Source organism: Pseudomonas sp. KD5 (assembly GCF_012932895.1).
In the GTDB taxonomy this organism is placed as follows: domain Bacteria; phylum Pseudomonadota; class Gammaproteobacteria; order Pseudomonadales; family Pseudomonadaceae; genus Aquipseudomonas.
Map to the genome: position 1 here is coordinate 11324 of NZ_JDWJ01000006.1, position 25830 is coordinate 37153.

The 25830-nt window shown below is 59.3% G+C and carries 17 protein-coding genes, 1 pseudogene and 1 riboswitch; of the genes and pseudogenes, 2 read left to right on the top strand and 16 right to left on the bottom strand.

Annotated elements, in window-relative coordinates:
- Positions 1 to 51: 51 nt before the first annotated feature.
- Both alaS and ltaE read right to left on the bottom strand, forming a co-directional pair.
- Positions 52 to 2673, bottom strand: a complete 2622-nt coding sequence (alaS, locus tag AF70_RS14425) for an alanine--tRNA ligase (protein ID WP_018926383.1) — start codon at positions 2671 to 2673, stop codon at positions 52 to 54.
- Between the two features lie 146 nt (positions 2674 to 2819).
- Positions 2820 to 3824 (bottom strand): low-specificity L-threonine aldolase, encoded by a 1005-nt coding sequence (ltaE, locus tag AF70_RS14430; RefSeq protein ID WP_028939368.1) that lies wholly within the window; start codon positions 3822 to 3824, stop codon positions 2820 to 2822.
- A 198-nt stretch (positions 3825 to 4022) separates the two neighbouring features.
- Positions 4023 to 4193: riboswitch (FMN riboswitch) on the top strand.
- A gap of 115 nt (positions 4194 to 4308) precedes the next feature.
- Here ltaE and AF70_RS14435 point away from each other — a divergent pair.
- Positions 4309 to 4818: a 6,7-dimethyl-8-ribityllumazine synthase gene (locus AF70_RS14435; RefSeq protein WP_019582888.1), complete on the top strand. Its 510-nt coding sequence runs from the start codon at positions 4309 to 4311 to the stop codon at positions 4816 to 4818.
- A 186-nt stretch (positions 4819 to 5004) separates the two neighbouring features.
- On the opposite strand, the gene astE is transcribed toward AF70_RS14435, so the two are convergent.
- The 7 genes from astE to AF70_RS14470 all read right to left on the bottom strand — a co-directional run bounded on the left by astE (position 5005) and on the right by AF70_RS14470 (position 12732).
- Entirely contained in the window at positions 5005 to 6015 is a 1011-nt protein-coding gene (gene astE, locus AF70_RS14440) for a succinylglutamate desuccinylase (protein ID WP_019582887.1), read from the bottom strand.
- Positions 6016 to 6027: 12 nt separating this feature from the next.
- On the bottom strand, positions 6028 to 6318 hold the full coding sequence (locus AF70_RS14445; protein WP_018926388.1) for a hypothetical protein: 291 nt from the start codon (positions 6316 to 6318) through the stop codon (positions 6028 to 6030).
- Between the two features lie 72 nt (positions 6319 to 6390).
- Positions 6391 to 7737, bottom strand: coding sequence for an N-succinylarginine dihydrolase (gene astB, locus AF70_RS14450; protein WP_028939369.1), 1347 nt, complete (start codon positions 7735 to 7737; stop codon positions 6391 to 6393).
- A 51-nt stretch (positions 7738 to 7788) separates the two neighbouring features.
- Positions 7789 to 9258 carry a succinylglutamate-semialdehyde dehydrogenase gene (gene astD / locus AF70_RS14455; RefSeq protein WP_169342486.1) on the bottom strand — a complete coding sequence of 490 codons (1470 nt, stop codon included), beginning with the start codon at positions 9256 to 9258 and terminating at the stop codon, positions 7789 to 7791.
- Positions 9255 to 10280 carry an arginine N-succinyltransferase gene (gene astA, locus AF70_RS14460; RefSeq protein ID WP_018926391.1) on the bottom strand — a complete coding sequence of 342 codons (1026 nt, stop codon included), beginning with the start codon at positions 10278 to 10280 and terminating at the stop codon, positions 9255 to 9257. Before astA ends, astD begins: the two co-directional genes overlap by 4 nt.
- 79 nt (positions 10281 to 10359) lie before the next feature.
- Positions 10360 to 11379 (bottom strand): arginine/ornithine succinyltransferase subunit alpha, encoded by a 1020-nt coding sequence (gene aruF, locus AF70_RS14465; protein ID WP_007934901.1) that lies wholly within the window; start codon positions 11377 to 11379, stop codon positions 10360 to 10362.
- Between the two features lie 132 nt (positions 11380 to 11511).
- Positions 11512 to 12732 carry an aspartate aminotransferase family protein gene (locus AF70_RS14470; RefSeq protein WP_019582884.1) on the bottom strand — a complete coding sequence of 407 codons (1221 nt, stop codon included), beginning with the start codon at positions 12730 to 12732 and terminating at the stop codon, positions 11512 to 11514.
- Positions 12733 to 13018: 286 nt separating this feature from the next.
- On the opposite strand from AF70_RS14470, the pseudogene AF70_RS14475 reads away from it, so the two are divergent.
- Positions 13019 to 17884 (top strand): annotated as a pseudogene (locus AF70_RS14475) (dermonecrotic toxin domain-containing protein).
- A 33-nt stretch (positions 17885 to 17917) separates the two neighbouring features.
- Here the strand turns inward: AF70_RS14475 and AF70_RS14480 are convergent.
- From AF70_RS14480 to acs, 7 genes are all read right to left on the bottom strand, one after another.
- Positions 17918 to 18898, bottom strand: a complete 981-nt coding sequence (locus tag AF70_RS14480) for a GlxA family transcriptional regulator (protein ID WP_019582882.1) — start codon at positions 18896 to 18898, stop codon at positions 17918 to 17920.
- A gap of 112 nt (positions 18899 to 19010) precedes the next feature.
- Positions 19011 to 19775 (bottom strand): ABC transporter ATP-binding protein, encoded by a 765-nt coding sequence (locus AF70_RS14485; protein WP_007971015.1) that lies wholly within the window; start codon positions 19773 to 19775, stop codon positions 19011 to 19013.
- Positions 19776 to 19802: 27 nt separating this feature from the next.
- Complete coding sequence (locus tag AF70_RS14490; RefSeq protein WP_019582881.1) at positions 19803 to 20915, bottom strand: succinylglutamate desuccinylase/aspartoacylase family protein; 1113 nt, start codon at positions 20913 to 20915, stop codon at positions 19803 to 19805.
- Between the two features lies 1 nt (position 20916).
- Positions 20917 to 21615, bottom strand: coding sequence for an ABC transporter permease (locus tag AF70_RS14495; RefSeq protein ID WP_028939371.1), 699 nt, complete (start codon positions 21613 to 21615; stop codon positions 20917 to 20919).
- A complete protein-coding gene (locus AF70_RS14500; RefSeq protein WP_007934894.1) occupies positions 21612 to 22301 on the bottom strand; it encodes an ABC transporter permease in 690 nt (229 codons plus the stop codon). Before AF70_RS14500 ends, AF70_RS14495 begins: the two co-directional genes overlap by 4 nt.
- Before the next feature lie 90 nt (positions 22302 to 22391).
- The gene (locus AF70_RS14505) at positions 22392 to 23165 is read right to left on the bottom strand and encodes an ABC transporter substrate-binding protein (protein WP_019582879.1); all 774 of its coding nucleotides are present in this window, start codon (positions 23163 to 23165) and stop codon (positions 22392 to 22394) included.
- 552 nt (positions 23166 to 23717) lie between these two features.
- A complete protein-coding gene (gene acs, locus AF70_RS14510) occupies positions 23718 to 25673 on the bottom strand; it encodes an acetate--CoA ligase (protein WP_019582878.1) in 1956 nt (651 codons plus the stop codon).
- Between the last annotated feature and the right edge of the window lie 157 nt (positions 25674 to 25830).

Sequence of the window (25830 nt, forward strand, 5' to 3'; positions counted from 1 at the left end):
ACTCAAACAGCGTTCTGGCCCGCCACTAGACCGCGGGCCAGGCACACTGCCTTATAAACCCTGCTCTACAAATGGAACAGTCAGGGCCAATGCGGCATCCAGTGCGCCAGCGTCAGTACCACCGCCCTGCGCCATGTCTGGACGACCACCGCCCTTCCCGCCCACTGCCGCAGCAGCCTGCTTCATCAAATCACCGGCTTTGAGTTGGCCAGTCAGGTCTTTGGTCACGCCTGCAACCAGAACGACCTTTTCCTCATGGACACTGCCGAGCAGGATCACTGCGCGGCCGAGTTTGTTTTTCAGTTGATCGACCAGCGCCAGCAGCGCCTTGCCATCCTGACCGTCCAGACGCACGGCCAGCACTTTCACGCCTTTGACGTCCAGGGCAGAAGCCGACAGATCGTCGCCCGCCGCGCTGGCCGCCTTGGCCTGCAACTGCTCGAGTTGCTTCTCCAGCAGACGGTTGCGCTCCAGCACAGCCGACAGCTTGTCGATCAGGTTATCGCGGCTGCCCTTGACCAGGTTGGCCGCTTCCTTGAGTTGTTCTTCTGCAGCATTCAAGTAGGCCAGTGCCGCGGCACCGGTGACTGCCTCGATACGACGCACACCCGAAGCCACACCGCCTTCGCTGATGATTTTCAGCAGACCGATGTCGCCAGTACGGGTGGCGTGAATACCGCCGCACAGCTCAACGGAGAAATCGCCCATGCTCAGCACACGTACGCTGTCGCCGTACTTCTCGCCGAACAGCGCCATGGCGCCTTTCTGCTTGGCGGTTTCGATGTCGGTTTCTTCGGTTTCAACTTCGGAGTTCTTGCGAATCTCGGCGTTGACGATGTCTTCCAGCGCCTTCAACTGCTCAGGCTTGATCGCTTCGAAGTGGCTGAAGTCAAAGCGTAGACGCTGACTGTCGACCAACGAGCCTTTCTGCTGAACGTGCTCGCCCAGCACCTGACGCAATGCGGCGTGCAACAAGTGAGTTGCCGAGTGGTTCAGCGACGTCGCATGGCGCACTTCGGCATCGACATGAGTCTCCACCGGAGCACCTACGATCAGGCTGCCCGAATCCAGCACACCGTGGTGCAGGAACGCACCGCCGGTCTTGGTGGTGTCGCGCACGTCGAAACGCGCAGCGCCAGCCTGAAGGAAGCCGCAATCACCAATCTGACCACCGGACTCGGCATAGAACGGCGTCTGATCGAGAACGACCACGCCCTCTTCGCCTTCGCTCAGTACGTCAACCGATTGCCCTTCTTTATAGAGAGCAACGATTTTGGCGGAACCGCTGTGAGCGGTGTAACCGGTGAACTCGGTGGCCACATCAACCTTGACCAGGCTGTTGTAGTCCATGCCGAAGGAGCTGGCGGAGCGGGCACGCACGCGCTGGGCTTCCATTTCGCGCTCGAAGCCTGCTTCGTCGATGGTCAGGCTGCGCTCACGGGCGATGTCGCCGGTCAGGTCCATCGGGAAACCGTAGGTGTCGTAAAGCTTGAACACCACGTCGCCCGGCACCACGTCGCCTTTGAGTTCGGCCAGATCCTGCTCGAGGATCTTCAGGCCCTGCTCCAGAGTCTTGGCGAATTGTTCTTCTTCGGCCTTCAGCACGCGCTCGATGTGCGCCTGCTGGGATTTCAGCTCAGGGAATGCTTCGCCCATCTCGGCGACCAGGGCCGCAACGATCTGGTAGAAGAAGCTGCCCTTGGCGCCCAGTTTGTTGCCGTGACGGCAAGCGCGACGAATGATCCGGCGCAGTACATAACCGCGACCTTCGTTGGACGGCAGCACGCCGTCGGCAATCAGGAAGCCGCAGGAACGGATGTGGTCAGCCACGACTTTCAGGGAAGCCTGATTGTCATTGGTGCAACCGATGGCCTTGGCCGATGCGCTCAGCAGGCTCTGGAACAGGTCGATTTCATAGTTCGAGTGAACGTGCTGCAGCACGGCACTGATCCGCTCAAGACCCATGCCGGTGTCCACCGACGGGGCTGGCAACGGGTGCAACACGCCATCGGCGGTGCGGTTGAACTGCATGAAAACGTTGTTCCAGATTTCGATGTAACGGTCGCCGTCTTCTTCCGGCGAGCCCGGTGGGCCACCCCAGATGTCGGCGCCGTGATCGTAGAAGATCTCGGTGCAAGGACCGCACGGGCCGGTATCGCCCATGGTCCAGAAGTTGTCGGACGCGTACGGCGCGCCCTTGTTGTCGCCGATGCGAACCATGCGCTCGGCCGGTACACCGACTTCTTTGGTCCAGATGTCGTAGGCCTCGTCATCGCTGGCGTAGACGGTCACCCAGAGCTTTTCTTTCGGCAGGTTCAGCCATTTGTCGGAGGTCAGGAACGTCCAGGCAAAGGTAATGGCGTCACGCTTGAAATAATCACCGAAGCTGAAGTTACCCAGCATTTCGAAGAAGGTGTGGTGACGGGCGGTATAACCGACGTTTTCCAGGTCGTTGTGCTTGCCGCCGGCACGCACGCATTTCTGGCTGCTGACGGCGCGGGTGTACGCGCGCTTTTCCTGGCCCAGGAAGCAGTCCTTGAACTGGTTCATCCCCGCGTTAGTGAACAGCAGGGTTGGGTCGTTGCCCGGAATCAAAGAGCTGGAGGCTACACGGGTGTGGCCTTGCTCTTCGAAGAAGCGAAGGAAGGCTTCACGGATTTCTGCGCTTTTCATTAGGTTCTTCCACGGAGGCTGCGGCCAAAGGCCTGTGCGAAACGTCAACAGACGAAGCGACGGCAAAGGGCCGCATTATATCGGCCCTGCGCGCGGGGTACAGCGTGTTTATACGATAGAAACGGTCAATTGGACCGCTAACGCGATCAGATGCGGGAAAACTCGACGAATGTAGCGACGACCTGCTCGATTTGCGCACGACTGACGTCCATGTGCGTGACCATTCGCAGACGAGCGGCAGCGCTGAGCTTGACCCCGCGTGTCGCGGCGAAGGCCTTGATCGCTTCGGCCTTGTCGCCCATTTTCACGTAAACCATGTTGGTCTGCACCGGCTCGACCTCATACCCCGCCGCTCGCAGGCCTTCAGCCAGCCATTGTGCGTTGGCATGGTCGTCGGCCAGGCGCTGAACATTATTATCCAGCGCATACAGCCCCGCCGCCGCAAGAATCCCGGCCTGGCGCATGCCGCCGCCGACCATCTTGCGCAAACGCCGAGCCTTGGCGATCAACTCGACCGAGCCGCATAGCACCGAACCGACCGGCGCACCCAGGCCTTTGGACAGACAGACCGACACCGAATCGAAATGCTGAGTGATCTCCCGGGCATCGACACCCAGCTTGACCGCCGCGTTGTAGAGACGCGCGCCATCCAAATGCAGCGCCAAGCCATGCTCACGCGTGAAGCGGCGAGCCTGGGCCAGATACTCCAGCGGCAGCACCTTGCCCTGCATGGTGTTTTCCAATGCCAGCAAACGGGTGCGGGCGAAGTGGAAGTCGTCCGGTTTGATCGCGGCGGCGACTTGCGCCAGGTCCAGCGAACCATCGGCTTGCACTTCCAGCGGCTGCGGCTGGATCGAACCGAGCACCGCCGCGCCACCACCTTCGTACTTATAGGTGTGGGCCTGCTGACCGACAATGTACTCGTCACCGCGCTCGCAGTGGGCCATCAAGCCCAGCAGGTTGCTCATGGTGCCCGTTGGAACAAACAGCGCCGCGGCAAAACCCAGTCGTGTTGCCAGCTCGGCTTCCAGACGATTGACCGTCGGATCTTCGCCATAAACGTCGTCACCGGTGGCGGCATTGGCCATCGCGTCGAGCATCCCTGCGGTCGGTTGGGTGACGGTGTCGCTGCGAAGATCGATAACGCTCATGAATCTGGCCTCGGTAAACAGGGGAAAAATCCGTTTCGGAAAGGAATTACTGCGGTCATGCCGACAATTAATCAAGCCTTGAACGAGGAAAAGACGCTGTATACCTTCGGAAAACCCGATAGCAATCATCAGAAAGCAGCCATGCACGCCCCATAAATATGTGTTAAAAACGCTTCGCCGCCAAACAATCTGGCGGCAAAACGTTCTCAGGGCGGGGTGTAACTCCCCACCGGCGGTAATTGCGCGCAATGCGCATAGCCCGCGAGCGCTTGGCGACAGGCACGGCAATGGCTGTGATGGCGGCAAGGTCAGCAGACCCGGTGTGATCCCGGGGCCGACGGTCATAGTCCGGATGAAGAGAGAACGGGATTGACGCCGCCCAGGTTCCATACCAAAGCGCCGTCCGTAGACACGTGTGCCTGCGTACCCTTAAATCCCATTCGATTCATAACGCCCTGTTTTTCACACAAACAGGAGTCAGAACATGCAACCCACCGCAATCGATAGCAAAAGCAAAAACCATCAGGGCGAGCGCGTCGCGTTCATCCAGGCCTGCTGGCACAAGGAAATCGTCGATCAGAGCCGTAAAGGCTTCGTCGCTGAAATGATTGCCCAGGGTTATCAGGAGTCGGACATCGATTTCTTCGAAGTCGGTGGCGCCTTTGAAATTCCGCTGCACGCCAAGTTGCTGGCCAAGTCCGGCCGTTATGCCGGCATCGTCGCCGCGGGCCTGGTGGTCGATGGCGGCATCTATCGCCACGAATTCGTCGCCCAGTCGGTGATCAGCGGCCTGATGCAGGTTCAGCTGGAAACCGAAGTGCCAGTGTTCTCGGTGGTTTTGACCCCGCACCACTTCCATGCCGGTGAAGAACATCAGAAGTTCTTCTTCGAGCATTTCGTGCATAAAGGTCAGGAAGCGGCGAAGACGTGTGCAGATACGCTGCACAAGACTCGCGCATTGCGCCGCAGCGAGCCTCGCGCGGTAGCTGTCTAAACACCGATAAAACTTGTGGGGGGCGGGCTTGTGTGGCGAGGGGGCTTGCCCCCGTTCGGCTGCGAAGCAGTCGTAAATCCAGATAACTTGGTTTGTCTGGACCCAAACCGGGGGCCGCTTCGCGACCCAACGGGGGCAAGCCCCCTCGCCACACAGGCCCGCTCCTACATTTGACGGGTGTTGTGCCTAGACCAGGTTTTCGTCGGTGGTCGGTACAATCAGGATGCCGGCGCGCAGGCCGTTCTTGACCCTGGGGTTCGGGAAGATGATCCGGGCGCCCTGCTCTTCGATGATCCAGCGGGTATTGGCGATATCCTCGGCCAGCACATAACCCACTTTCAATTCCGAAAAGTTTTCGATGTCCGCCGGCAGGTTCAGGCGGAAGTTATCGCTGTGCTTGATCACTTCCCGGGCCACGCTGAACAACTGCAACCCTGCCAGCCCTTCATCGGTCATTGGCGGCTCGTTGCCTTCGATGATCTGCTTCAGGCGGGTTTCCAGCAGGCTGACATTGACCCCTTCGTTCTGCCCGAACGGCCGGGCCTTGCCCAGCTCCAGGGTGAAGGACTCGGCATCGAGCTTGTCGTAGGTGTAGGAGCTGAAGACGATGGAGGGTTTGTTCTGCAACAGCACCGCTTCCATGCCGGCGGCGCGCAAGCGAGCCAGCTCCTGGCGTGAATGCTGACGGCCTTCTTTCCAGGGGTACAGGGCGAACTGCTCGATTTTCGAGCCACGGATCGCCGTGTGCAGATCGTAGTGCAGACGGTTACGGTCCGGCAGGCTGAAGAACGTCGCCGCCAGCCGCTCCAGCTCACAGGCGCGCAAGGCCTCGGAACCACTGCTTTGTTCGTGACGGCCGTTGAACAGCCGATTGACGTCCTGCTCGATGAAACGCTCACCGCGACGGATGGCCTCGGGATTGCCGAACAGGAACAGAATACGGGCGCGCGGTTTCAAGTCACCGCGGGCGATGTCGTGCAACAGGCGATCGAGCAGCTCGATCGGCGCTGTTTCGTTGCCATGGATACCGGCCGACAGCAGCAGGTCCAGGCCATTGTCGCGAGCTTCAGGTGGCCGGACTTCCAGCGCACCTTCGCTCAACCAGCGCATCCGTACGCCTTCGACAGTCAGTTGAGTCTTCTCCGCCGGTTCGCGGCCGGCGAGGGTCAGTTCAAGCAGTTTGCCGAGGGCGAGCATAGAGCGGTTTCCTTAGTGGTCGTGATTGCAATCCGGGCCGTGCACGTGGTCCTCATCATCGCCGAGGTCGGCCGGTTCCATCTCCAGTTGCAGACTTACCAGATTAGTCGCCAATGGGCGCAGCAGCAGGTTGGCGTATTCAGCGTCACCCTCTTCGACGTCCACGCCGATCAGCAGTTGGCCACGGCCGTCCTGCTGGATCCACAGCTCTTTGCCTTGCCACATGACCGCGACGCGGGTGCAGGAAGTTTCCAGTTGCGTGCCGTCGGTGTCTTCAAGGATCAGCTGCAGGGTATCGCTCATGTATTTACGCTCTCATCTGGAGATTAAGCGGCGCGCTTGCCATTCATATAAAAAGCCAAAGCGCGCCGGCTATCAATTGATCTGGAATGGATAAACCGCGCCCAGTTTAAGGATTTGCGTCAGTTCATCCAGTGCCGTCCGGCACTCAAGCAACAATTGCGGGTCCGCCAGATCGTTTTCGGTCATGCGGTCGCGGTAGTGCTTGTCGACCCACTCGGTCAATGTGCCGTACAACGGAGCCGTCATGATAACCCCTTGGTTGACGGCCGCCAGTTCGGTTTCGTTGAGGGCGACGCGCAACCGCAGGCAAGCCGGGCCACCGCCGTTCTGCATGCTCTGCTTGAGATCGAAGACTTTCACTTCGCGGATCAGGCCGCCAGAGCTGGTCAGGCCTTGCAGATACTGCCAGACGCGTTCGTTGCCATGGCATTCTTCCGGCACGATCAACAACATGGAGCCGTCAGGACGCGACAGCAGCTGGCTATTGAACAGGTAGGAACGAACGGCGTCTTCCACGGTGACCGCGGAACGCGGTACGCAGATCGACTGAAATTTCCCGCCGACTTTTGCCAGTTTGCCTTGCAGTTCAACGAGCATCTGGTCGGTGTCGAGGAAGGCGTCCTCGTGATAGAACAGCACCTCGCCGTTGCCCACTGCGATCACGTCGTTATGGAACACGCCCTGATCGATCACCGAAGGGTTCTGCTGGGCGTAGACCACGCCGTCATCGCTCAAGCCATGCAGGCGAGCGACGGCCTGGGAAGCTTCGAGGGTCTGGCGCGCCGGGTACTTCTGCGGGGACGGATAACGGGTGTCGAACGCGCTACGACCGAACACGAAAAACTCGACGCCGGCTTCACCGTAGTCACGGCAGAAACGGGTGTGGTTGGCCGCGCCTTCGTCACCGAACTGCGCCACGGCCGGCAACGCGGCGTGGTGAGCAAAGTGTTTCTGGTCAGCGAACATCGCGCCCAGCACGCGACTGGTGGTCGGGTGCTCGATGCTGCGGTGGTATTTGCAATTGAGGTTAGCGGCGGTGAAATGCACACGACCGTCGGCGGTGTCGGCACTCGGGCTGACCGTGGCGGCGTTGGCCACCCACATGCTCGATGCCGAGCAACTGGCAACCAGCAGCGGCATTGCATCCTTGGCGGCGCGCTCAATCACTTGCGCGTCAGTGCCGCTGAAACCCAAGCGGCGCAGGGCGGCTACGTCAGGGCGCTCCTGTGGTGCGAGCACGCCTTGCTGAAAGCCCATATCCATCAGCGCTTTCATTTTCGCCAGACCTTGCAGCGCAGCTTCCTTCGGGTTCGAGGATTGCTGGCTGTTGCTCTGGGAGGCGACGTTGCCGTAGGACAGGCCACCGTAGTTATGGGTCGGCCCCACTAGACCGTCAAAATTGACTTCATAGGATTTCATCAGCGAGGCTCCACAAGAATCTGTTGTTATAGGCTGCTACAAGGGTCTGTCTTACGACATGCGTACGCCGGGCGTAAGGGCCGCTGGCAAGGTCAGGCTCGGGGTTTCCAGCGAGGCCACCGGGTACGCGCAGTAATCCGCCGCGTAGTAGGCGCTGGCGCGATGGTTGCCCGAGGCGCCGACGCCGCCGAATGGCGCGCTGCTCGCCGCACCGGTCAGCTGCTTGTTCCAGTTGACGATACCGGCGCGGCTTTCCAGCCAGAACTGCTGATAACGCGCTTCGGAATCCGACAGCAGGCCGGCCGCCAGGCCATAAGCGGTGTCGTTGGCTTCAGCGATCGCCGCTTCAAAATCAGCGTAGCGGATCACTTGCAGCAGCGGACCGAACAGCTCTTCGTCTGGGCGATCGGCAACCGCTGTCACGTCCAGAATGCCCGGGGTCAGCAACGCAGCCTGAGCCTGAGGCTGAGTCATTTCCAGCAGCGCCACGGCGCCGTTGGCCAGCAGATGTTCTTGCGCTTCCATCAGGGCTTTCGCAGCACCGAGGGAAATCACCGAGCCCATGAACGGTGCTGGTTGCTGATCGAACGCACCGACGTCGATGGTCGAGCTGACCGCCACCAGACGCGCCAGCAGCGTATCGCCCCAGGCGCCTTGCGGCACCAGCAAACGACGGGCGCACGTGCAGCGTTGGCCGGCAGAAATGAACGCCGACTGAATGATGGTGTAAACGGCCGCATCGAGATCCGCAACCTGATCCACCACCAGCGGGTTGTTACCGCCCATTTCCAGCGCGAGGATTTTGTCTGGACGACCGGAAAACTGCTTGTGCAGATGATTGCCGGTACGGCTGGAACCGGTGAAGAACAGACCGTCGATGCCCGGGTTCGCCGCCAGGGCGATACCGGTTTCGCGAGCACCTTGCAGCAGGTTCAGCACGCCGGCCGGCAGACCGGCTTCGATCCAGCACTTGACCGTCAGTTCGGCGACTTTCGGTGTCAGTTCGCTAGGCTTGAACAGCACACTGTTACCGGCCAGCAGCGCCGGCACGATGTGACCGTTCGGCAAGTGACCGGGGAAGTTGTAAGGACCGAACACCGCCACCACGCCGTGCGGCTTGTGACGCAATACGGCGGTGGCGTCGCCCAGCGGGCCGCTCTTCTCGCCGGTCCGTTCGCGGTAGCTCTGTACCGAGATGGCAATCTTGTTGACCATGCTGGTGACTTCAGTCGCCGCTTCCCACAAGGGTTTGCCGGTTTCTTCACCGATGGTGCGAGCCAATTCGTCAGCGTGATTCTTCAGCGCAGCGGCAAAGGCTTCCAGCACGCTGATGCGCTCTTCCAGGGTACGGCGGGCCCAGCCCGGGAACGCCTGACGCGCGGCTTGCACGGCCGACTCGACCTGAGCGGCAGTGGCGCCTTCGCCGGCCCACAGCACTTGCTGGGTCACCGGGTTGACCGATTGAAAGCTTTCACCCTGGCCGGCCAGCCATTCACCGGCGATGTATAGCGAATTCATTATTTCGACTCCCGAGCTGCAGACAACGGAACGGCGCGTACTTGATCGCCAGCGTTGAGTTGAAGACGTTTGGCGGTCAGCGGATCAACCACCAACGTGCCAGCGGCGAAGCGTGCTGGCGCGGCAGTGATCCGGCAGTCTTCGCGCTTGCGGTTATGGATCAGGAACGGCGTGGCGTCATCACCCGGGGTGCCGATGGCCAGCACCAGCGCCTGGCTGTCGCGCACTGCGCGGATCTTGGCGGTTTCGCACTCCACCGCAGGGCCTGCGTCGAAAATATCGACGTAGCCTTGGTAACTGAAACCTTCACTCTTGAGCATCGCCAGAGCCGGCTCGGTGTCCGGATGAACCTGGCCAATCACGTTGCGCGCGTCTGGCGACAGGAAGCAGGTGTACAGCGGGAATTTCGGCATCAGTTCGGCGATGAACGCCTTGTTGCCCACGCCAGTGAGGTAATCGGCCTGGCTGAATTCCATCTTGAAGAAATGCCGGCCCAGACTTTCCCAGAACGGCGAACGCCCGGCTTCGTCGGACATGCCGCGCATTTCAGCGATGATCTTGTTGCCGAACAGTTGCGGGAACTCGGCGATGAACAGCAGCCGCGCCTTGGCCAGCATGCGGCCGTTGAGGCCACTGCGGTAATCGGCGTGCAGGAACAGCGAGCACAGTTCAGAGTTGCCGGTCAGGTCGTTGGCCAGGAACAGCGTCGGAATTTCGCGGTAGATATTCAGCTCTTGCGAGGCACTGACCGTCAGGCCCACCCGGAAGTTGTACCAGGGCTCACGCAGGCCGACGGCGCCAGCAATCGCGGAAATACCCACCACGCGGCCATTGTCGTCTTCGAGTACGAACAGGTAGTCCGCATCGCCCCGCCCGGCTTCGCCGCGGAAGGTTTTCTCGGCCCAGCCAACCCGATGGGCAAGACGCTCTTCGTTGGCCGGCAAAGTGGTCAGGCCGGTGCCGGTGCTGCGGGCCAGGTCGATCAGAGCGGGTAAATCGCTGCTGCGTACGGGACGAACGATCATGCTATCTCCTCAAACGGGCCGCTTGCGCCACCCGCGAAATTTCGCTGCTTTCCAGACATTTCTCTCCAGGAAGCAGGCGTCAAACCGCCACCAGGCGCACGCTGGCACCTTCACCAACACCCAAGGCTTCGGCCGCTTCAAGATCCAGGGTCACCGGTTTGCCCGGCGCGTAATCAAGCTCGAGCAACACAGCGCGGTAATCCTGCAACTGGGCATTGGCCACCAGATACTGACGACCGGCGCCTTTGACCGGCTCACCGATTTTCACCGGGACTACACGGCTCTGGGCGATCGAACGGATCCCCGAGACGCGGGCATGCAGAGTCGGGCCACCATCGAAAATATCGATGTAGTGATCGGTCTCGAAGCCTTCGCGCATCAGGATGTCGAAGGTGATTTGCGCCCGCGGGTGCACCTGGCCCATCGCCTCTTGAGCGGAGTCCGGCAGCAACGGCACGTAGATCGGGTAATGCGGCATCAGCTCGGCGAGGAACGTGCGGCTCTTCAAACCGCACAGACGCTCGGCTTCGGCGTAGTTGAGGTCGAAGAAGTTGCGACCGATGGCATCCCAGAACGGCGAGTCGCCATTTTCGTCGCTGTAACCGACGATCTCGGTCACCACGGAATCGGCAAAGCGCTCCGGATGGCTGGCCACGAACAACAGACGGCCACGGGAGTTGAGCTCCGCCCAAGGCGTGCCCACCAACTCCCTCTGCACGTAGAAACTGGTCAGCAAGCTGTTGCCGGTCAGATCGTGGCACTGGGAGAGCACGTGGATCTTATTGTGAATCTTCAGCTCGCGGGAGGCGTGCACGAACGTTTCGTTTCGAAAGCTGTAGAACGGCTCGGAATAACCGGCCGAGGCAACGATGGCCGAACAACCGACCAACTTGCCGGTGGCGGTATCTTCGAGCACGAAGAAATAGCTCTCTTCACCGTTGAAGCTCACTTCGGCGGCGAACGAGGCTTCGCTTGCGGCGATCTTGTCGCTCAGGCGTTCAACGTCATCCGGCAAGGAAGTGACACCAATCGGGCTATCCGCAGCCAGACGCTGTACCTCGCCCAGATCAGCCATTTGCGCGGGGCGCATCACCAGCATGGTGTCACTCCTTTCTTAACATCAGGTTGGCGAATTGCGCCAACTCGGGGAAAAAAATGCCGGGCAGGCCCGGCACAGGAAATAATCTCAACGCCTATCTATTACGATAGGCGCTGAGGAGCACTGTATGAATCAGGCTTGCGTCAGCTTGGCCACGGCGCGTTCGAAGCGGTCCAGACCGGCATCGATATCGGCGTCTTCAACCACCAGGCTTGGCGCGAAACGAATCACGTCCGGGCCGGCTTGCAGAATCATCAGACCTTCACGCTCGGCGGCGTTGAAGATGTCTTTGGCCTTGCCTTTCCAGGCATCGGCCAGCACGCAACCGAGCAGCAGGCCCAGGCCACGAACCTGAGTGAAAAGGCCGTATTTCTCGCCAATCTGCTCAAGACGGGTCTTGAACTTGTCGTGCTTGGTTTTGACACCGTTCAGCACTTCGGGCGTGTTGATCACATCGATCACTGCTTCAGCGACCGCGCATGCCAGCGGGTTACCGCCGTAAGTGGTGCCATGGGTGCCGACAACCAGATGTTTAGCCAGGTCTTCGGTGGTCAGCATTGCTGCGATCGGGAAACCGCCGCCCAGGCTCTTGGCACTGGTCAGGATGTCCGGGGTCACGCCGTAATGCATGTAGGCGAACAGCTCACCGCTGCGGCCCATGCCGGTCTGGACTTCGTCGAACACCAGCAGCGCGTTGTGCGCATCGCACAGTTCACGGGCGCCTTGCAGGTAAGACAGCTCGGCCGGCAGTACGCCGCCTTCGCCCTGGATCGGCTCCAGCACCACCGCGCAGGTCTTGTCGGAAACAGCGGCTTTCAGCGCGGCCAGATCGTTGTAAGGCACGTGGGTGATGCCGGTGATCTTCGGACCGAAGCCGTCGGAGTACTTCGACTGGCCACCGACATTCACGGTAAACAGGGTACGGCCGTGGAAGCTGTTGAGCGCGGCAACGATTTCGTACTTCTCGGTCCCGAAACGGTCATGGGCCACGCGACGGGCCAGCTTGAAAGCGGCCTCGTTGGCTTCGGCGCCGGAGTTGCAGAAGAACACACGATCGGCAAACGTGGCGTCGACCAGCTTATGGGCCAGGCGCAAGGCCGGCTCATTGGTGAACACGTTGGAGACGTGCCACAGCTTGTTCGCCTGTTCGGTCAATGCAGCGACCAGCGCCGGGTGCGCATGGCCCAATACGTTAACGGCAATCCCGCCGGCGAAGTCGATCAGCTCGCGGCCAGACTGGTCCCAAACACGGGAACCGGCGCCACGCACAGGAATGAAAGCGGCAGGCGCATAGTTGGGAACCATTACCTGGTCAAAATCGGCGCGTTCTACCGCAGCGTGCTCAACGGACATCGGAGTCTCCTGATGAGGAACACTCGCCTGAAACTGGCGAGCGATGAGGGGATTGTAAGGACAGTTTTCAGCCCGGCCTTGCCGCCAAGCGACAACTTCTTATAGCGCAAACACCGGTTTTGCCCGGGTTTACGGCAATGCGACATATAGGGTCGCAAAGGCGCAGTTTAAACTGTCGACACAGGTTATAGGCAGGGTTGTCGGATGGTGCGGTAATTATGTACCGCACCGAACACATCATTGTCTGTTTTGCTGGCGGCCAATCCAAACGCTAAGGGAATAGCGCATGAGCCGATACGAAAATGATCACCCCTCCACTGTCGCCGTCAGTGAATCCGCCACACAACCGGACGATCACTACCATCACCTGTTCAATAATCTGCCGAGCTGGGTATTAGAAGCCTCGCTCGGTACACGTAGCGCTCTCAAACAAGCCTCGCTTGCCGTGCCGGACTGGCATGGCACCGCGACGCCTTCGCAACATCAGTCGCTGAAAAAGCTCAGCCAGGAACACTGGACCCATCGAAATCGCCTGGACTCGATGCTGTCGAAGCTGCAAAGCGCACGCGACTTTGCCGAACCTCTTCTGAGCGCGGCCCTGAAAACCCGTTTTGACCTGGACCTGGACGTCAAAACCACTTTCCTGCGCCTCTACACACCTCAAACAGTGCCCTTATTCGGGATCAAGACGGGTGCTGCGCGTACCTGGACCGTATCGCTGCTCGATGCCTGCCTTCATAATTTTCAGGAATCGGAAACCGCAGCGGATGCCTATGAGTCCGCCTCGACGTTCATCACCAAACCGTCGCTCACAGGGCAGTTCGAGACACTGCCAAGGGTCAAGCAGAAACTCACTGTCGCAGCCTTTGCCCTGTTGTGCCGGGAACTGGATATCGGTGGCCAGTACAGCACTTACCTTAAAGACAATCTGGGGCTGACCAATCCGGTGGCCGCAGCGGTGTTGAAATCGAAGGTGATCGGTTCGCACAAAACCGCACTCAAGTCCGCACTGCAAATGGCGCACATCCGAGGGGACATTCCAGAGGATGCCCGCCTCTCGATCCTGCGCATTGTGGAAGGACGTTCGGGCGCTCGACTGGATGGCCAGCCGCTGTATTGTCACGACCTGACAATCATGTCTTCCTCACTGACCGGCATCGTCATGTTCGCGCCGAAGCTTGACCGAGCACGCAAGGCAACGCGGGTCATCGCTTACATCCCGGACGATCCGGAGCACCCTCTCAAGCAATATCCAGACACACTGGCGTTCCTCAACGAGCTAACCCGCAAGCTGCGCACTCCCGCTTACCAAACGTTTTTCAGTCGCTTCGTCGACCACAAAGAAAGGGGACATTTCTTTGCTGATCTCAATCGTCGCCTCCAGAGCGTAACCTGGCATCCACACCAGCATGGCGACCCCATGCCGAGTTGGCGCGAAACGCCCATCGACACGCCCAATCTCCGGTTTGCGATAACCCCGTTCAGAGCGGACCTGTGGAACCATCTCCATCAGCGGCAGTTGAACAAGATCCTCAACGACGCCAGCACGCTCGCCGTCTCCACCGCTTCTGCCGACCGAAACGCACGATGGGCATTGTGGGATGCCTTCAGCAAAGTGGCCTCGACACTTCTTGAAATCGCGACGTTTGTTGCATTGCCATTTGTTCCGTTTCTTGGCGAATTGATGCTGGCCTATATGGCCTACCAGTTACTCGATGAGACCTTCGAAGGCATCGTGGACCTGGCCATAGGGCTGAAAACAGAAGCGCTGGGGCACTTGATGACGTTCGCCGAAACAGTGGTCTAGGTAGGCACCTTCGCGGTGGGCGGCGCCATCGCTGCCGGCGCCTTCAGTCGCCTACTTTCGCGCGAAGCTGTTGGGCTTATCGCCCCATTCAAACCCATCACGACGCCTGAGGGAAAAACCCGCTACTGGAAGCCGGATCTCACACCTTACGAACAAACTCTCAGTTTGCCCGAAGCATCAAAACCCGATCAGCTTGGCCTCTATCGTCACGGAGGCAAGACACTGCTGCGACTGGAAGAAAAACTGTATGCCGTGAAACCCGATCATACGTCGGGTGCGTTTCAGATTGAGCATCCGAGCCGGGCCGATGCTTATCAGCCGACTCTGCTGCATAACAACCACGGCGCCTGGTACACAGAGCTGGAACAACCGTTGAACTGGGACCGGGAAAAAGTCATGCGTCGCCTCGGCCATAGTGTTGAATCGTTCAGTAGCGCCGAGCGCGAGCAAATCCTGCGGATCAGCGGTTACCACGACAACGTAGTGCGTGAAACGCACGTCGAGCGGTATCGCCCGCCTTCGCTGCTGACCGACACGATCAAACGCTTCCGGATCAATCGGGACATTGAAACCTTTATCGAACAGATCGGCAGCGACCAACCCGAACACTATCGAAAGGCCGATCCGGCCATGCAATATCAACTGCTGAGCCGATACGACGCATGGCCTGCCGACACGCCTGTGCCGGCACTGGAAACCCAGACGCAAACACTCCGAAAGCAGACTGTGGATCTCGCCCTGAGGTACCGCAAATCGCTGTTCGAAATGCTCTACCGCGCAAAGGAAAAAACGGATAACCCGCCAGTTCAGCGACTGCTTGACGACGTGCAGGGACTACCCACCGATATTGCACAAGAGTTGGTGAGCAATGCCACCGGCACCGAATTACGGCAGTTGCACAGCAATCGCATCCCCCAACGCCTCAAGGACGCGGCACAAAAAGCCATGGAGGCCGTACGTGCAACCCGAGCCTGTGAAGGCCTTTATTCCAAAGCGCTGGAAACCACCGATACCCATCGACTGGCCTTACATAGTCTGAACTCATTGCCCAACTGGCCTGCCGAGCTACGTATCGAAGTGAGGGATTATTCCCATGACGGGACCCTGCGTGACAGCATTGGTCAGCCCGATGCGCCGACACTTAAAACGCTGGTGCGGGCCGAAGACGGGACCTACCAGGCTCACCAGGACAGTGAATCAGTACCCGGTGATTTCTATCAGGCCCTCTTTCAGGCGTTGCCGGATGCACAGCGCAATGCATTGAGCCCTTCGCCTCAAGACGCCCGGACATTCAAACAACGCATCGCCGAGCACGCTCTGGAGCAACCGGCATTACGCGCACTGTTCGCAAAAAATCCCCATCGAAAACCCTACTATGACCCCACCACCATGCGCCTGCCCGGTGGCACGCAGGGCTATAGCCGAGCCAGCCGCGAGACACTTACGCTTAACGACCGGGTTCGAGATGTTTACCCCAATCTGTCTCAAGAGCAATTACAGTCCGTAGTCCAGGCATTGCAGAGTCACCCCGATGGCGCTCGCGTTGAACTCTCACGCCTGAATAGAGAGCTGGTCCGACTGCATCAGGACCTGGGCACCTGGATCAATGAGGTGCCCACTGTTCATCCTGAAACCGGACGCCCTCTCAGTGAGCTGGATCAACAAGCCGAGAGAAACAATCGCCAGTTGCTGGCTCAGGAAATCCAACGCAGTTGGCGGCGACAGACCGAACTGGACTTCGACGCACCGGATGAGACTAGCCGGTATACGCTCAGGTTTGCAGAGCCGATAATCGGTGACTTGCCGTCAATACATGCCGACTTCGCTCATGTGTCGCTGCTATCCCTGGAAGGCAACCATACCGCGCAGGGTATTCCAGGGTTTCTACAGCGTTTCAGTGGATTACACCGCCTGGAGTTACGCCGTTTCTCCCTGACCACCCTCCCCGACGCCATCCCCCGAATGACAGACCTTCACGCCCTGGTTCTAAGCGATTGCGGCATCAGGATTGACGCGGCCACATGGTCGAAACTGACTTCATTGAAGAAGCTGGTCTCGCTGGATCTGTACAAGAATCCATTTGAAACCGCACCCCACATCGACACAATGAGCGAACTGACTCACCTGGATCTGAGCGCCACCGACCTGTCCGAAATTCCGGCCGGCGCCCTGCAACACCCAAGGCTCGACACCCTTCTGCTGACGAACAACCTTATCAGCGAGTTGCCTGTCGGATTGTTCGAGAGCTCGTTGTACAACAAGCGTGGCATACACCTCACGCACAATCCGGTTTCCAACAGAGCCCGAGAACTGATCAAGCAACACCACTTCGATACCGCTTACGACATGTCCGTCTATGCCCCCGAGGCGGACATTGATCGCGTCACTGCGCTATACCCCGGCATGGACGTCGAGCAAGCGAGTCAATTTGTCTACGAATTGCCGGGCACGCTGGAGGATGGCCGCACCGATCTGACGCGCCTTGAAGAAGAGTTTGCCCAATTGAGAAATGATTTGTCTGTCTGGACCGCCGACGTTCCGGACCGGCACCCCGTAACGGACACCCCCCTCAACGACAACCAACTGGCTGTCGAACAAGCCAACCGTGACCAATTCAAACAGCTTCTTGAGAGGTGCTGGCAGCATGAATCCGAACTGGATGATTTCAACGATGCCCTTGAGCCCACGTTCGAGCTCACTGCCCCCTCCATCATCATCGGAGAGCTGCCGACACTGAGCGCCGACTTCAGCCATGTCTCAGCGCTGGAACTTGGCAGTGCCAACGGCGCGACCCGCATCGGGCGCTTTCTGGAGTCCTTCCCCAACCTCAAAAGCCTCAGGCTGCGCGAGTGCAACCTGGGCAACATTCCTGAGGCGGTATTCAAGATGAGTCGACTGAGATCGTTGTCATTGCCCTATTGCCGCATCCGTTTGTCACCGGAGTCGACTAACGCATTAGCAGGGATGGAACAGCTTGATTATCTCGATCTGGGCCACAACCCTCTGGGACAAACACTGGACCTGAGCCAGATGCCAAGTCTGGCGACCGTCGTGCTTAACCACACTGGCCTCACCGAAATTCCACATGGCCTGTTACAACTGACCGAACTGGACTGGGCAGACCTGAGCGAAAACGCAATCACCGAGGTCCCCAGTGACGTTCTGGAGATGCCATTGGACATCGCGGAGAACATTAGCCTGAGAGGCAATCAGCTTTCCGAGGAGAGCCTGTTACGGCTGATCGGCTACTTTGAACACACGGGCGCGGATTTCGGCGTGGAAGAAGTAATCAATCGAGGCGAAATGGAGGTTTCATCCTCCGATAGCTCAGCGATGGACGAGTAACACAACCTTCAGTTCCGAGCGTGGAGCACTTGATCACCCGCGCTCGGACGGCACCGACGACAATTCGAACGGGCTGCTGCTACGCCGCTGGTTGCGGTCTTCCCGGGGCGTGGCACCGAAGAAGTTACGGTAGGCGCTGGAGAAATGCGGCCCCGAAGAGAAGCCACACGACAGGCCGATCTGGATGATCGACTTGCTGGTTTGCATCAACATCTGCCGGGCCTTGTTCAGGCGCAGTTCCAGGTAATACTGGCTCGGCACGCGGTTGAGGTATTGCTTGAAGATCCGCTCCAGCTGCCGACGCGATACGCACACGTGCTGGGCGATTTCGTCGGTGGTCAGCGGCTCTTCGATGTTGGCTTCCATCAGCAACACCGCCTGGGTGAGCTTCGGATGGCTGGAACCCAAGCGGTTCTGCAACGGAATACGCTGGCGCTCGCCGCCCTCGCGAATGCGTTCGACCACCAGTTCTTCCGACACCGCACCGGCCAGTTCGGCGCCGTGATCGCGGGCCAGCACCGCCAGCAGCAAGTCGAGAACTGACAGGCCACCGCACGCGGTCAAGCGATCACGATCCCAGTCGAACAGGTGACTGGTGGCAATCACTTTCGGGAAACGCTCGGCGAAATCGTCCTGCCAGCGCCAATGCACGGCAGCGCGATAACCGTCGAGCAAACCCAACTGCGCCAATGGGTAAACACCGGCGGACAAACCGCCGATCACACAACCGGCGCGCACCAGCTGTTTCAACGCACTGCTGAGCGGCGGCGCGAGAGAAGTCGGTGGTTCGTCGGCGAGCAGGAACAGTTTCTGAAAGTTTTCGAGCTTGCCGGCCCATGGCTCACCGGGCAATTGCCAGGCGCCGTCGGTCGGCGGTTCGGCCTGCAAAAACGACAATTCGTAAACAACGTCCGGGTGCACACGCTGGGCAACACGCAAGGCCTCCTCAGCCAGCGCAAGCGTCAGAGCTTTAGTGCTGGGCCAAATCAGGAAACCAATTCGATGGGCAGTCATGGCGGGCAATCCGAAACGAAGACAGTGTTAAAGCCGAAGGCGGCTGCAACCAAATTAGACCATCTGGCGCGCGGTGCGCAGCATGACCTAATTTGGTGCGTAACGGGAGCGATTACTTGAGGCTGCCCGAGAGGAATTGTTGCAAGCGTTCCGACTGCGGATTGACCAGCACTTCGCGCGGGTTGCCGCTTTCTTCGACGACGCCTTTGTGCAGGAAAACCAGCTGGTTCGACACTTCACGGGCAAAGCCCATTTCGTGCGTCACCACCACCATGGTCCGGCCTTCCTGTGCCAGGGCCTGCATGACTTTCAGCACGTCACCCACCAACTCCGGGTCGAGGGCCGAGGTCGGTTCGTCGAACAGCATCACTTCGGGTTCCATCGCCAGCGCACGGGCAATCGCCACACGTTGCTGCTCGCCACCGGACATGTGCCCTGGGTAGGCGTCCTTGCGATGGGCCACACCGACCTTGTTCAGGTAGTGCTCGGCTTTCTCGCGGGCTTCGGCCTTGGACACACCGAGCACATGCACAGGCGCTTCCATGATGTTTTCCAGCGCGGTCATGTGCGACCACAGGTTGAAATGCTGGAACACCATCGACAGGCGCGAACGCATGCGTTGCAGTTGTTTCGGATCGGCGGCTTTCAGCGCGCCGTCCTTGTTGGCAACCAGTTTCAACTCTTCGTTGTTGAGCAGAATCTTGCCCGCGTGCGGCTGCTCGAGCAGGTTGATGCAACGCAGGAAAGTACTTTTGCCGGAGCCACTGGAGCCGATGATGCTGATCACATCGCCAGCCGCCGCTTTCAGGGACACGCCCTTGAGCACTTCGTGACTGCCATAGCGTTTATGCAGGTCTTGGACTTCAAGTTTGTACATGCGGTCGGTTCTCACAAAAACAGTCAGTCAGTCGTTGAGCAAGCGCCCGTGACGCAGCGCTTCGCGCCCCGCCACCTTGGCCAGCCAGAAACCGGGTTGGGCGTAACGCAGCCGTTCAATGGCAAACAGCACCCCGGACGTACCAGCACACACCGTGCTGACCCGATCCGCCAGCGGATCGATCACTTCAAAAATCTCGTCGCCTGCTTCAACCCATTCACCGGGTTTACGCAGAAAACTCAGCACGCCAGGATGCGGCGCGAACAGTAATTCGGTGCCTTCGAACGGCATGCCTTCGCACGCGTCTTGCGCAGGCTTGGGCCATTCACCGCCGATCAAGCCTTGCTCGGCGAGGAACGCCAGAATGCCTTCGGCGTGAGCTTCTGCCTCAGCGCGACCGGTATCGGCCTGACCACCCAGTTCGATGGTCGTCGCCAGGCAGGCCAGTGGAATCTGCGCATCCGGGAACAGACGCGACAAACGCAGCCACGGCAGCGAGCACGCTTCGTCAAAGGAACTGCCGCCGGAATCTTCCGCCAGCAGGCCGACCTTGACGTTCAAGTGCGCAGCCAGTGAGCGCCAGTGCGACCAGTGTTGCGGCAAGGCGTACATGTGCAGCGCCGCTTCGCAATCGCAATGCAGATCCAGCACCACGTCAGCGGTGCAGGCATGGCTGAGCAAGATGCGCTGCATGCCTTGCAACTGGCTGCTCGCCTCTGGCAAAGCTGCCAGGTGATCGCTCATGGCCTGACGGATGAGTCGAATATTGGCATGCGGATCATCCCCCAGATGCCCATCGAGTTCGGCGGCCACCGGCGCGCTGAGTTCGACAAAATCCCGGTTGAAGTTCTTGCCGCTGCCCGCTTCGAAACGCCCCTGATGATTGCCTTGCAGCAATTGACCCAGGCCCAATGGATTGGCCACCGGCACCAGTTCAATCACACCATTGAGCAAACCTTGGGCTTCGAGTTCGCTCAGGCGTTTTTTCAACTCCCACGCGGTGCGCATCCCTGGCAGTTCATCGGCGTGCAGGCTGGCCTGGATGTAAGCCTTGCGCTCGCCAGCGCCGAAGCGGAACACCGAGATCCGGCGTTCACTGCCCAGGTGGCTCCACGGCAAAGCATGATCGATACGTTCCATATCAATGCTTCCGCGGGGCCAGATAGCCCAGCCAGCGGTGTTCGGCCAGTTTGAACAGCTTCACCAGAATGAACGTCAGGCACAGATAGAACAGGCCGGCGGTGATGTAGGCTTCGAACGGCAAGTAGAACTGAGCGTTGACCGTGCGCGCAGCACCGGTGATGTCGATCAGGGTCACGATCGACGCCAGACTGGTGGTCTGCAGCATCATGATCACTTCGTTGCTGTACTGCGGCAGTGCCCGGCGCAGGGCCGATGGCAGCAGGATCCGCTTGTACATCTTGATGCGAGACATACCCATGGCCTTGGCCGCTTCGATCTCGCCGTTCGGCGTGGCACGCAGGCTGCCGGCGATGATTTCGGCGGTGTAGGCGCTGGTGTTGATCGCGAAGGCCAGGCACGCACAGAACGAGGCACTGGACAGCCATGGCCAGAGGAAGCTTTCACGTACTGTTTCGAATTGCGCCAGACCGTAGTAGATCAAGAACAGCTGCACCAGCATCGGCGTGCCGCGGATCACGTAGGTGAACAGCCAGGCACTCATGTTGACCAGCGGCTGCTTGGAAACGCGCATCAGCCCCAGCGGCAATGCCGCCAGCAAACCGAAGAACAGCGACAGTGCGAGCAGTTTGAGGGTGGTCACCAGCCCGCCGAAGTACAGCGGCAAGGCATCCCAAATGACGTTGTAGTCGAAGATCATAGCTCAGCCGCCCTTACGCCTACCGAGTAGCGCTTCTCAAGATGACGCAATGCCAGCAACGAGACGCTGGTGATCACCAGGTACATCGCCGCCACCGCGAGGAAGAAGGTGAAAGGCTCGCGGGTAGCATCTGCCGCCTGCTTGGCCTTGAACATCATGTCTTGCAGACCCACCACCGAAATCAGCGCGGTGGCCTTGGTCAGTACCAGCCAGTTGTTGGTGAAGCCCGGAATCGCCAGACGAATCATCTGCGGCACCAACACCCGGAAGAACACCTGAAAACTGCTCATGCCGTATGCCATGCCGGCTTCTGCCTGACCCTTGGGGATCGCCATGAACGCGCCACGGAAAGTTTCCGACAGGTATGCACCGAAGATGAAGCCCAGGGTGCCGATACCGGCGGCCAACGGGTTCAGGTCGATGTAGTCGTCATAGCCGAGCATCGGCGCAACGCGGTTGAGCAGGTCCTGGCCGCCGTAGAAAATCAGCAGGATCAGCACCAGATCGGGAATACCGCGGATCACCGTGGAATACAGATCGCCCAGCCAGGCCAGCCAGCGCACCGGCGACAGACGCAGCGCAACGCCGATCAGCCCCAGGACGATGGCCAGGGCCATGGACGACAAGGCGAGCTGAAGCGTCAGCCATGCGCCATCGAGGATGACAGCCCCGTAGCCTTTCAACATGATTCAGGTCCTCGAAAGTTGGGATGAAAAAATGGCGCAAACCTCAGAGATCCTGTTGCTTGCGCCATTTCGGACTTGTTGCGGGGACGATTACTTGCCGTAGATATCGAAGGCGAAGTATTTGTCCTGGATTTGCTTGTACTTGCCGTTCGCGCGAATGGCCGCGATCGCGGTGTTGATCTTGTCTTTCAGCGCGTCGCCCTTGCGAACCGCGATCCCTACGCCGTCACCGAAGTATTTGACGTCGGTGAAGGCCGGGCCAACGAAGGCGAAGCCCTTGCCGGCGTCGGTTTTCAGGAAGCCGTCATCCAGCAGGGTAGCGTCTGCCACGGTGCCGTCGAGGCGACCAGCGGCCACGTCGAGGTAGATTTCGTTCTGCGAACCGTAAGGCTTGATCTCGGCACCCAGCGGGGCCAGGACTTCGCGGGCGAAACGCTCGTGGATCGAACCACGTTGCACGCCGATGTTCTTGCCCTTCAGCTCAGACAGGTTTTCGCTGACCTGAGTGCCGGCTTTCATAACCAGGCGAGCCGGGGTGTTGTAGTACTTGTTGGTGAAGTCCACGGACTTCTTGCGGTCTTCAGTGATCGACATGGACGACAGGATCGCGTCGATCTTGCGCACTTTGAGTGCTGGGATCAGGCCGTCGAACTCTTGCTCGACCCACTGGCACTTGACCTTCATCTCTTCGCACAGGGCGTTGCCGATGTCGTAGTCGAAACCCACGATGCTGCCGTCCGGTGCTTTGGAGGCGAACGGAGGGTAAGCCGCTTCGATACCGATTTTCAGAGGTTTTTCATCGGCGAATGTCGGCAGGGACAGCACGGACAGTGCCAGGGCGCCAAGCAGCACGAGTTTCTTCATCTTGGGACTCCATCGGTAAAGGGCAAAAACGGCAGAGTGAGCGACAGCCCAATATGCGAATGGTTAAACCAAAAAGCGGTGCTGCGTCCTAGGAACCGTGCGCTGATTTCAACGCAGGCAACGACGAGCGAGTGATTGGCATTCTAACGACAGGCCAGAAGCCGATATTTCTTCAATGCGACAACAAATTACAGAAGCACCGAGAATGCCGCTTGGGCACGTTGACAGCCCTGCAATTTCATGCAAGAGCAAAAGACAGTGAACCGATCTATATTGCAAATTGCGGGCCTATTATTGGCAAACCCTTCTAATCCGGCAAGCGTAGCGTTGTGTCTTATTTTTCATGGCGATTGAGAAGCCCTGAAACGGGGCTTTGCGTTTCCCATTGCCTCGTTATCGGGCGGGCGGTTACACATTCAGTTACTTGAAAGGTGATGGGTAACAGTGGGAAAGGGCCTACGGGGGAAGCCGATAATTATTGGTTGAAGATCAGTACGAAAAAGCCCCACCAGACTCAACACCTGGCAGGGCTTCGATGACTCCGAATGCTACTTACGCAACATTCATGGTCTTGTGTGTATCAATCAAATGCTGCACCACACCCGGATCGGCCAGGGTGGAGATATCGCCCAACCCGTCGTATTCCGCCGTGGCAATCTTGCGCAGAATCCGGCGCATGATCTTGCCCGAACGGGTTTTCGGCAGACCCGGCGCCCATTGAATGACATCCGGCGAGGCAATCGGGCCAATCTCTTTACGCACCCAGTTCTTCAGCTCCAGGCGCAGTTGCTCGCTCGTCTCTTCACCAGCGTTCAACGTGACGTAGACATAAATGCCCTGCCCCTTGATGTCGTGCGGCACACCCACCACCGCCGCTTCGGCGACTTTCGGGTGAGCGACCATCGCGCTTTCGATCTCGGCGGTGCCCATGCGGTGGCCAGAAACGTTAAGCACGTCATCCACGCGACCAGTGATCCAGTAGTAACCGTCTGCGTCACGACGCGCACCGTCACCGGTGAAGTACATGCCACGGAAAGTCTTGAAGTAGGTGTCGACGAAACGGTCATGGTCGCCATACAGCGTGCGCGCCTGGCCTGGCCACGAGTCGAGAATCACCAGGTTACCCTCGGCAACGCCTTCGATGATGTTACCCAGGTTATCCACCAGCGCCGGCACCACGCCGAAGAACGGCCGTGCTGCCGAGCCAGGTTTCAGCGCATGAGCACCCGGCAATGGGCTCATCATGTTGCCGCCTGTTTCGGTCTGCCACCAGGTATCCACGATCGGGCAACGGGACTGGCCGACATTCTTGTAGTACCAATCCCACGCTTCCGGGTTAATCGGCTCACCGACCGAACCCAACAGACGCAGGCTGCTGCCATCGGCACCTTCAACAGCGGCGGTGCCCGACGCCATCATCGCGCGGATCGCGGTCGGCGCGGTGTAGAGGATGTTGACCTTGTGCTTGTCGACAACCTTCGCCACCCGGGTGATGTCCGGATAGTTCGGCACGCCTTCGAACAGCAGCGTGGTCGCACCGTTGGCCAGCGGGCCGTAGACGATATAAGAATGGCCGGTGACCCAGCCGACGTCGGCGGTGCACCAGTAGATTTCACCCGGGCGGTAGTCGAACACGCGCTCATGGGTCATTGCCGCGTACAGCAAATAACCGCCAGTGGTGTGCTGCACGCCCTTCGGCTTGCCGGTGGAACCGGAGGTATAAAGGATGAACAGCGCTTCTTCGGCGCCCATTTCTTTTGGCGCGCAGACGGTGCCCGCCACTTTCATCAGGTCTTCGTACCAGATGTCGCGATGCTGGTTCCACTTGATGTCGCCGCCGGTGCGCTTGCACACGATGACTTTCTGAATGCTGCTGGTTTCCGGGTTGGTCAGGGCGTCGTCGACGTTGGCCTTGAGCGAGATCTTCTTGCCGGCACGAATGCCTTCGTCGGCGGTGATCACCACTTTGGATTTGCAGTCGATGATGCGACCGGCCAGGGCTTCCGGCGAGAAACCACCGAACACCACCGAGTGAATCGCACCGATCCGGGCGCAGGCCAGCATGGCGACCACGGCTTCGGGGATCATCGGCATATAGATTGTCACCACGTCGCCGCGATGCACATCCTGGCCGCGCAAGGCGTTGGCGAACTTGCAGACTTGTTCGTGCAGTTCGCGGTAGGTGATGTTGCGGCTTTCGGCAGGGTCATCCCCTTCCCAAATAATCGCGACTTGATCGCCGCGCTCGGCCAGATGACGGTCGAGGCAGTTGTAGGAAACGTTCAGCGTGCCGTCGGCGAACCATTTGATGTCGACATGGTGATCGTCGAAGGACGTCTGCTTCACCGTGGTGAAAGGCTTGATCCAGTCGAGGCGCTTGGCTTGTTCGCGCCAGAAGCCGTCCGGGTTGACGACCGACTGCTGGTACATGGCCTTGTAAGTGGCCTCGTCAGTCAGCGTATTGGCTGCTACCTCGGGACGAACGGGATACAGAGAAGCCGCACTCATCTTTCTTACCTCGGTGGAATAGTTGTTTTTGTATGGCCCCAGTTGTAGCCGGGGCGGGCCTATAGAACCATTCGACGATGGTAGTAACAAGCCCCTACAAAATGTGGCTATACCGCGACGCGACGCTCAAACCCACTGTTTTAGGGGGTTCGACGAT

Excerpts from the sequence above, each read along its gene's own strand:
- alaS (WP_018926383.1), bottom strand. The coding sequence starts at position 2,673 with ATGAAAAGCGCAGAAATCCGTGAAGCCTTCCTTCGCTTCTTCGAAGAG.
- ltaE (WP_028939368.1), bottom strand. The coding sequence starts at position 3,824 with ATGAGCGTTATCGATCTTCGCAGCGACACCGTCACCCAACCGACCGCA.
- AF70_RS14435 (WP_019582888.1), top strand. The coding sequence starts at position 4,309 with ATGCAACCCACCGCAATCGATAGCAAAAGCAAAAACCATCAGGGCGAG.
- astE (WP_019582887.1), bottom strand. The coding sequence starts at position 6,015 with ATGCTCGCCCTCGGCAAACTGCTTGAACTGACCCTCGCCGGCCGCGAA.
- AF70_RS14445 (WP_018926388.1), bottom strand. The coding sequence starts at position 6,318 with ATGAGCGATACCCTGCAGCTGATCCTTGAAGACACCGACGGCACGCAA.
- astB (WP_028939369.1), bottom strand. The coding sequence starts at position 7,737 with ATGAAATCCTATGAAGTCAATTTTGACGGTCTAGTGGGGCCGACCCAT.
- astA (WP_018926391.1), bottom strand. The coding sequence starts at position 10,280 with ATGATCGTTCGTCCCGTACGCAGCAGCGATTTACCCGCTCTGATCGAC.
- aruF (WP_007934901.1), bottom strand. The coding sequence starts at position 11,379 with ATGCTGGTGATGCGCCCCGCGCAAATGGCTGATCTGGGCGAGGTACAG.
- AF70_RS14470 (WP_019582884.1), bottom strand. The coding sequence starts at position 12,732 with ATGTCCGTTGAGCACGCTGCGGTAGAACGCGCCGATTTTGACCAGGTA.
- AF70_RS14480 (WP_019582882.1), bottom strand. The coding sequence starts at position 18,898 with ATGACTGCCCATCGAATTGGTTTCCTGATTTGGCCCAGCACTAAAGCT.
- AF70_RS14485 (WP_007971015.1), bottom strand. The coding sequence starts at position 19,775 with ATGTACAAACTTGAAGTCCAAGACCTGCATAAACGCTATGGCAGTCAC.
- AF70_RS14490 (WP_019582881.1), bottom strand. The coding sequence starts at position 20,915 with ATGGAACGTATCGATCATGCTTTGCCGTGGAGCCACCTGGGCAGTGAA.
- AF70_RS14495 (WP_028939371.1), bottom strand. The coding sequence starts at position 21,615 with ATGATCTTCGACTACAACGTCATTTGGGATGCCTTGCCGCTGTACTTC.
- AF70_RS14500 (WP_007934894.1), bottom strand. The coding sequence starts at position 22,301 with ATGTTGAAAGGCTACGGGGCTGTCATCCTCGATGGCGCATGGCTGACG.
- AF70_RS14505 (WP_019582879.1), bottom strand. The coding sequence starts at position 23,165 with ATGAAGAAACTCGTGCTGCTTGGCGCCCTGGCACTGTCCGTGCTGTCC.
- acs (WP_019582878.1), bottom strand. The coding sequence starts at position 25,673 with ATGAGTGCGGCTTCTCTGTATCCCGTTCGTCCCGAGGTAGCAGCCAAT.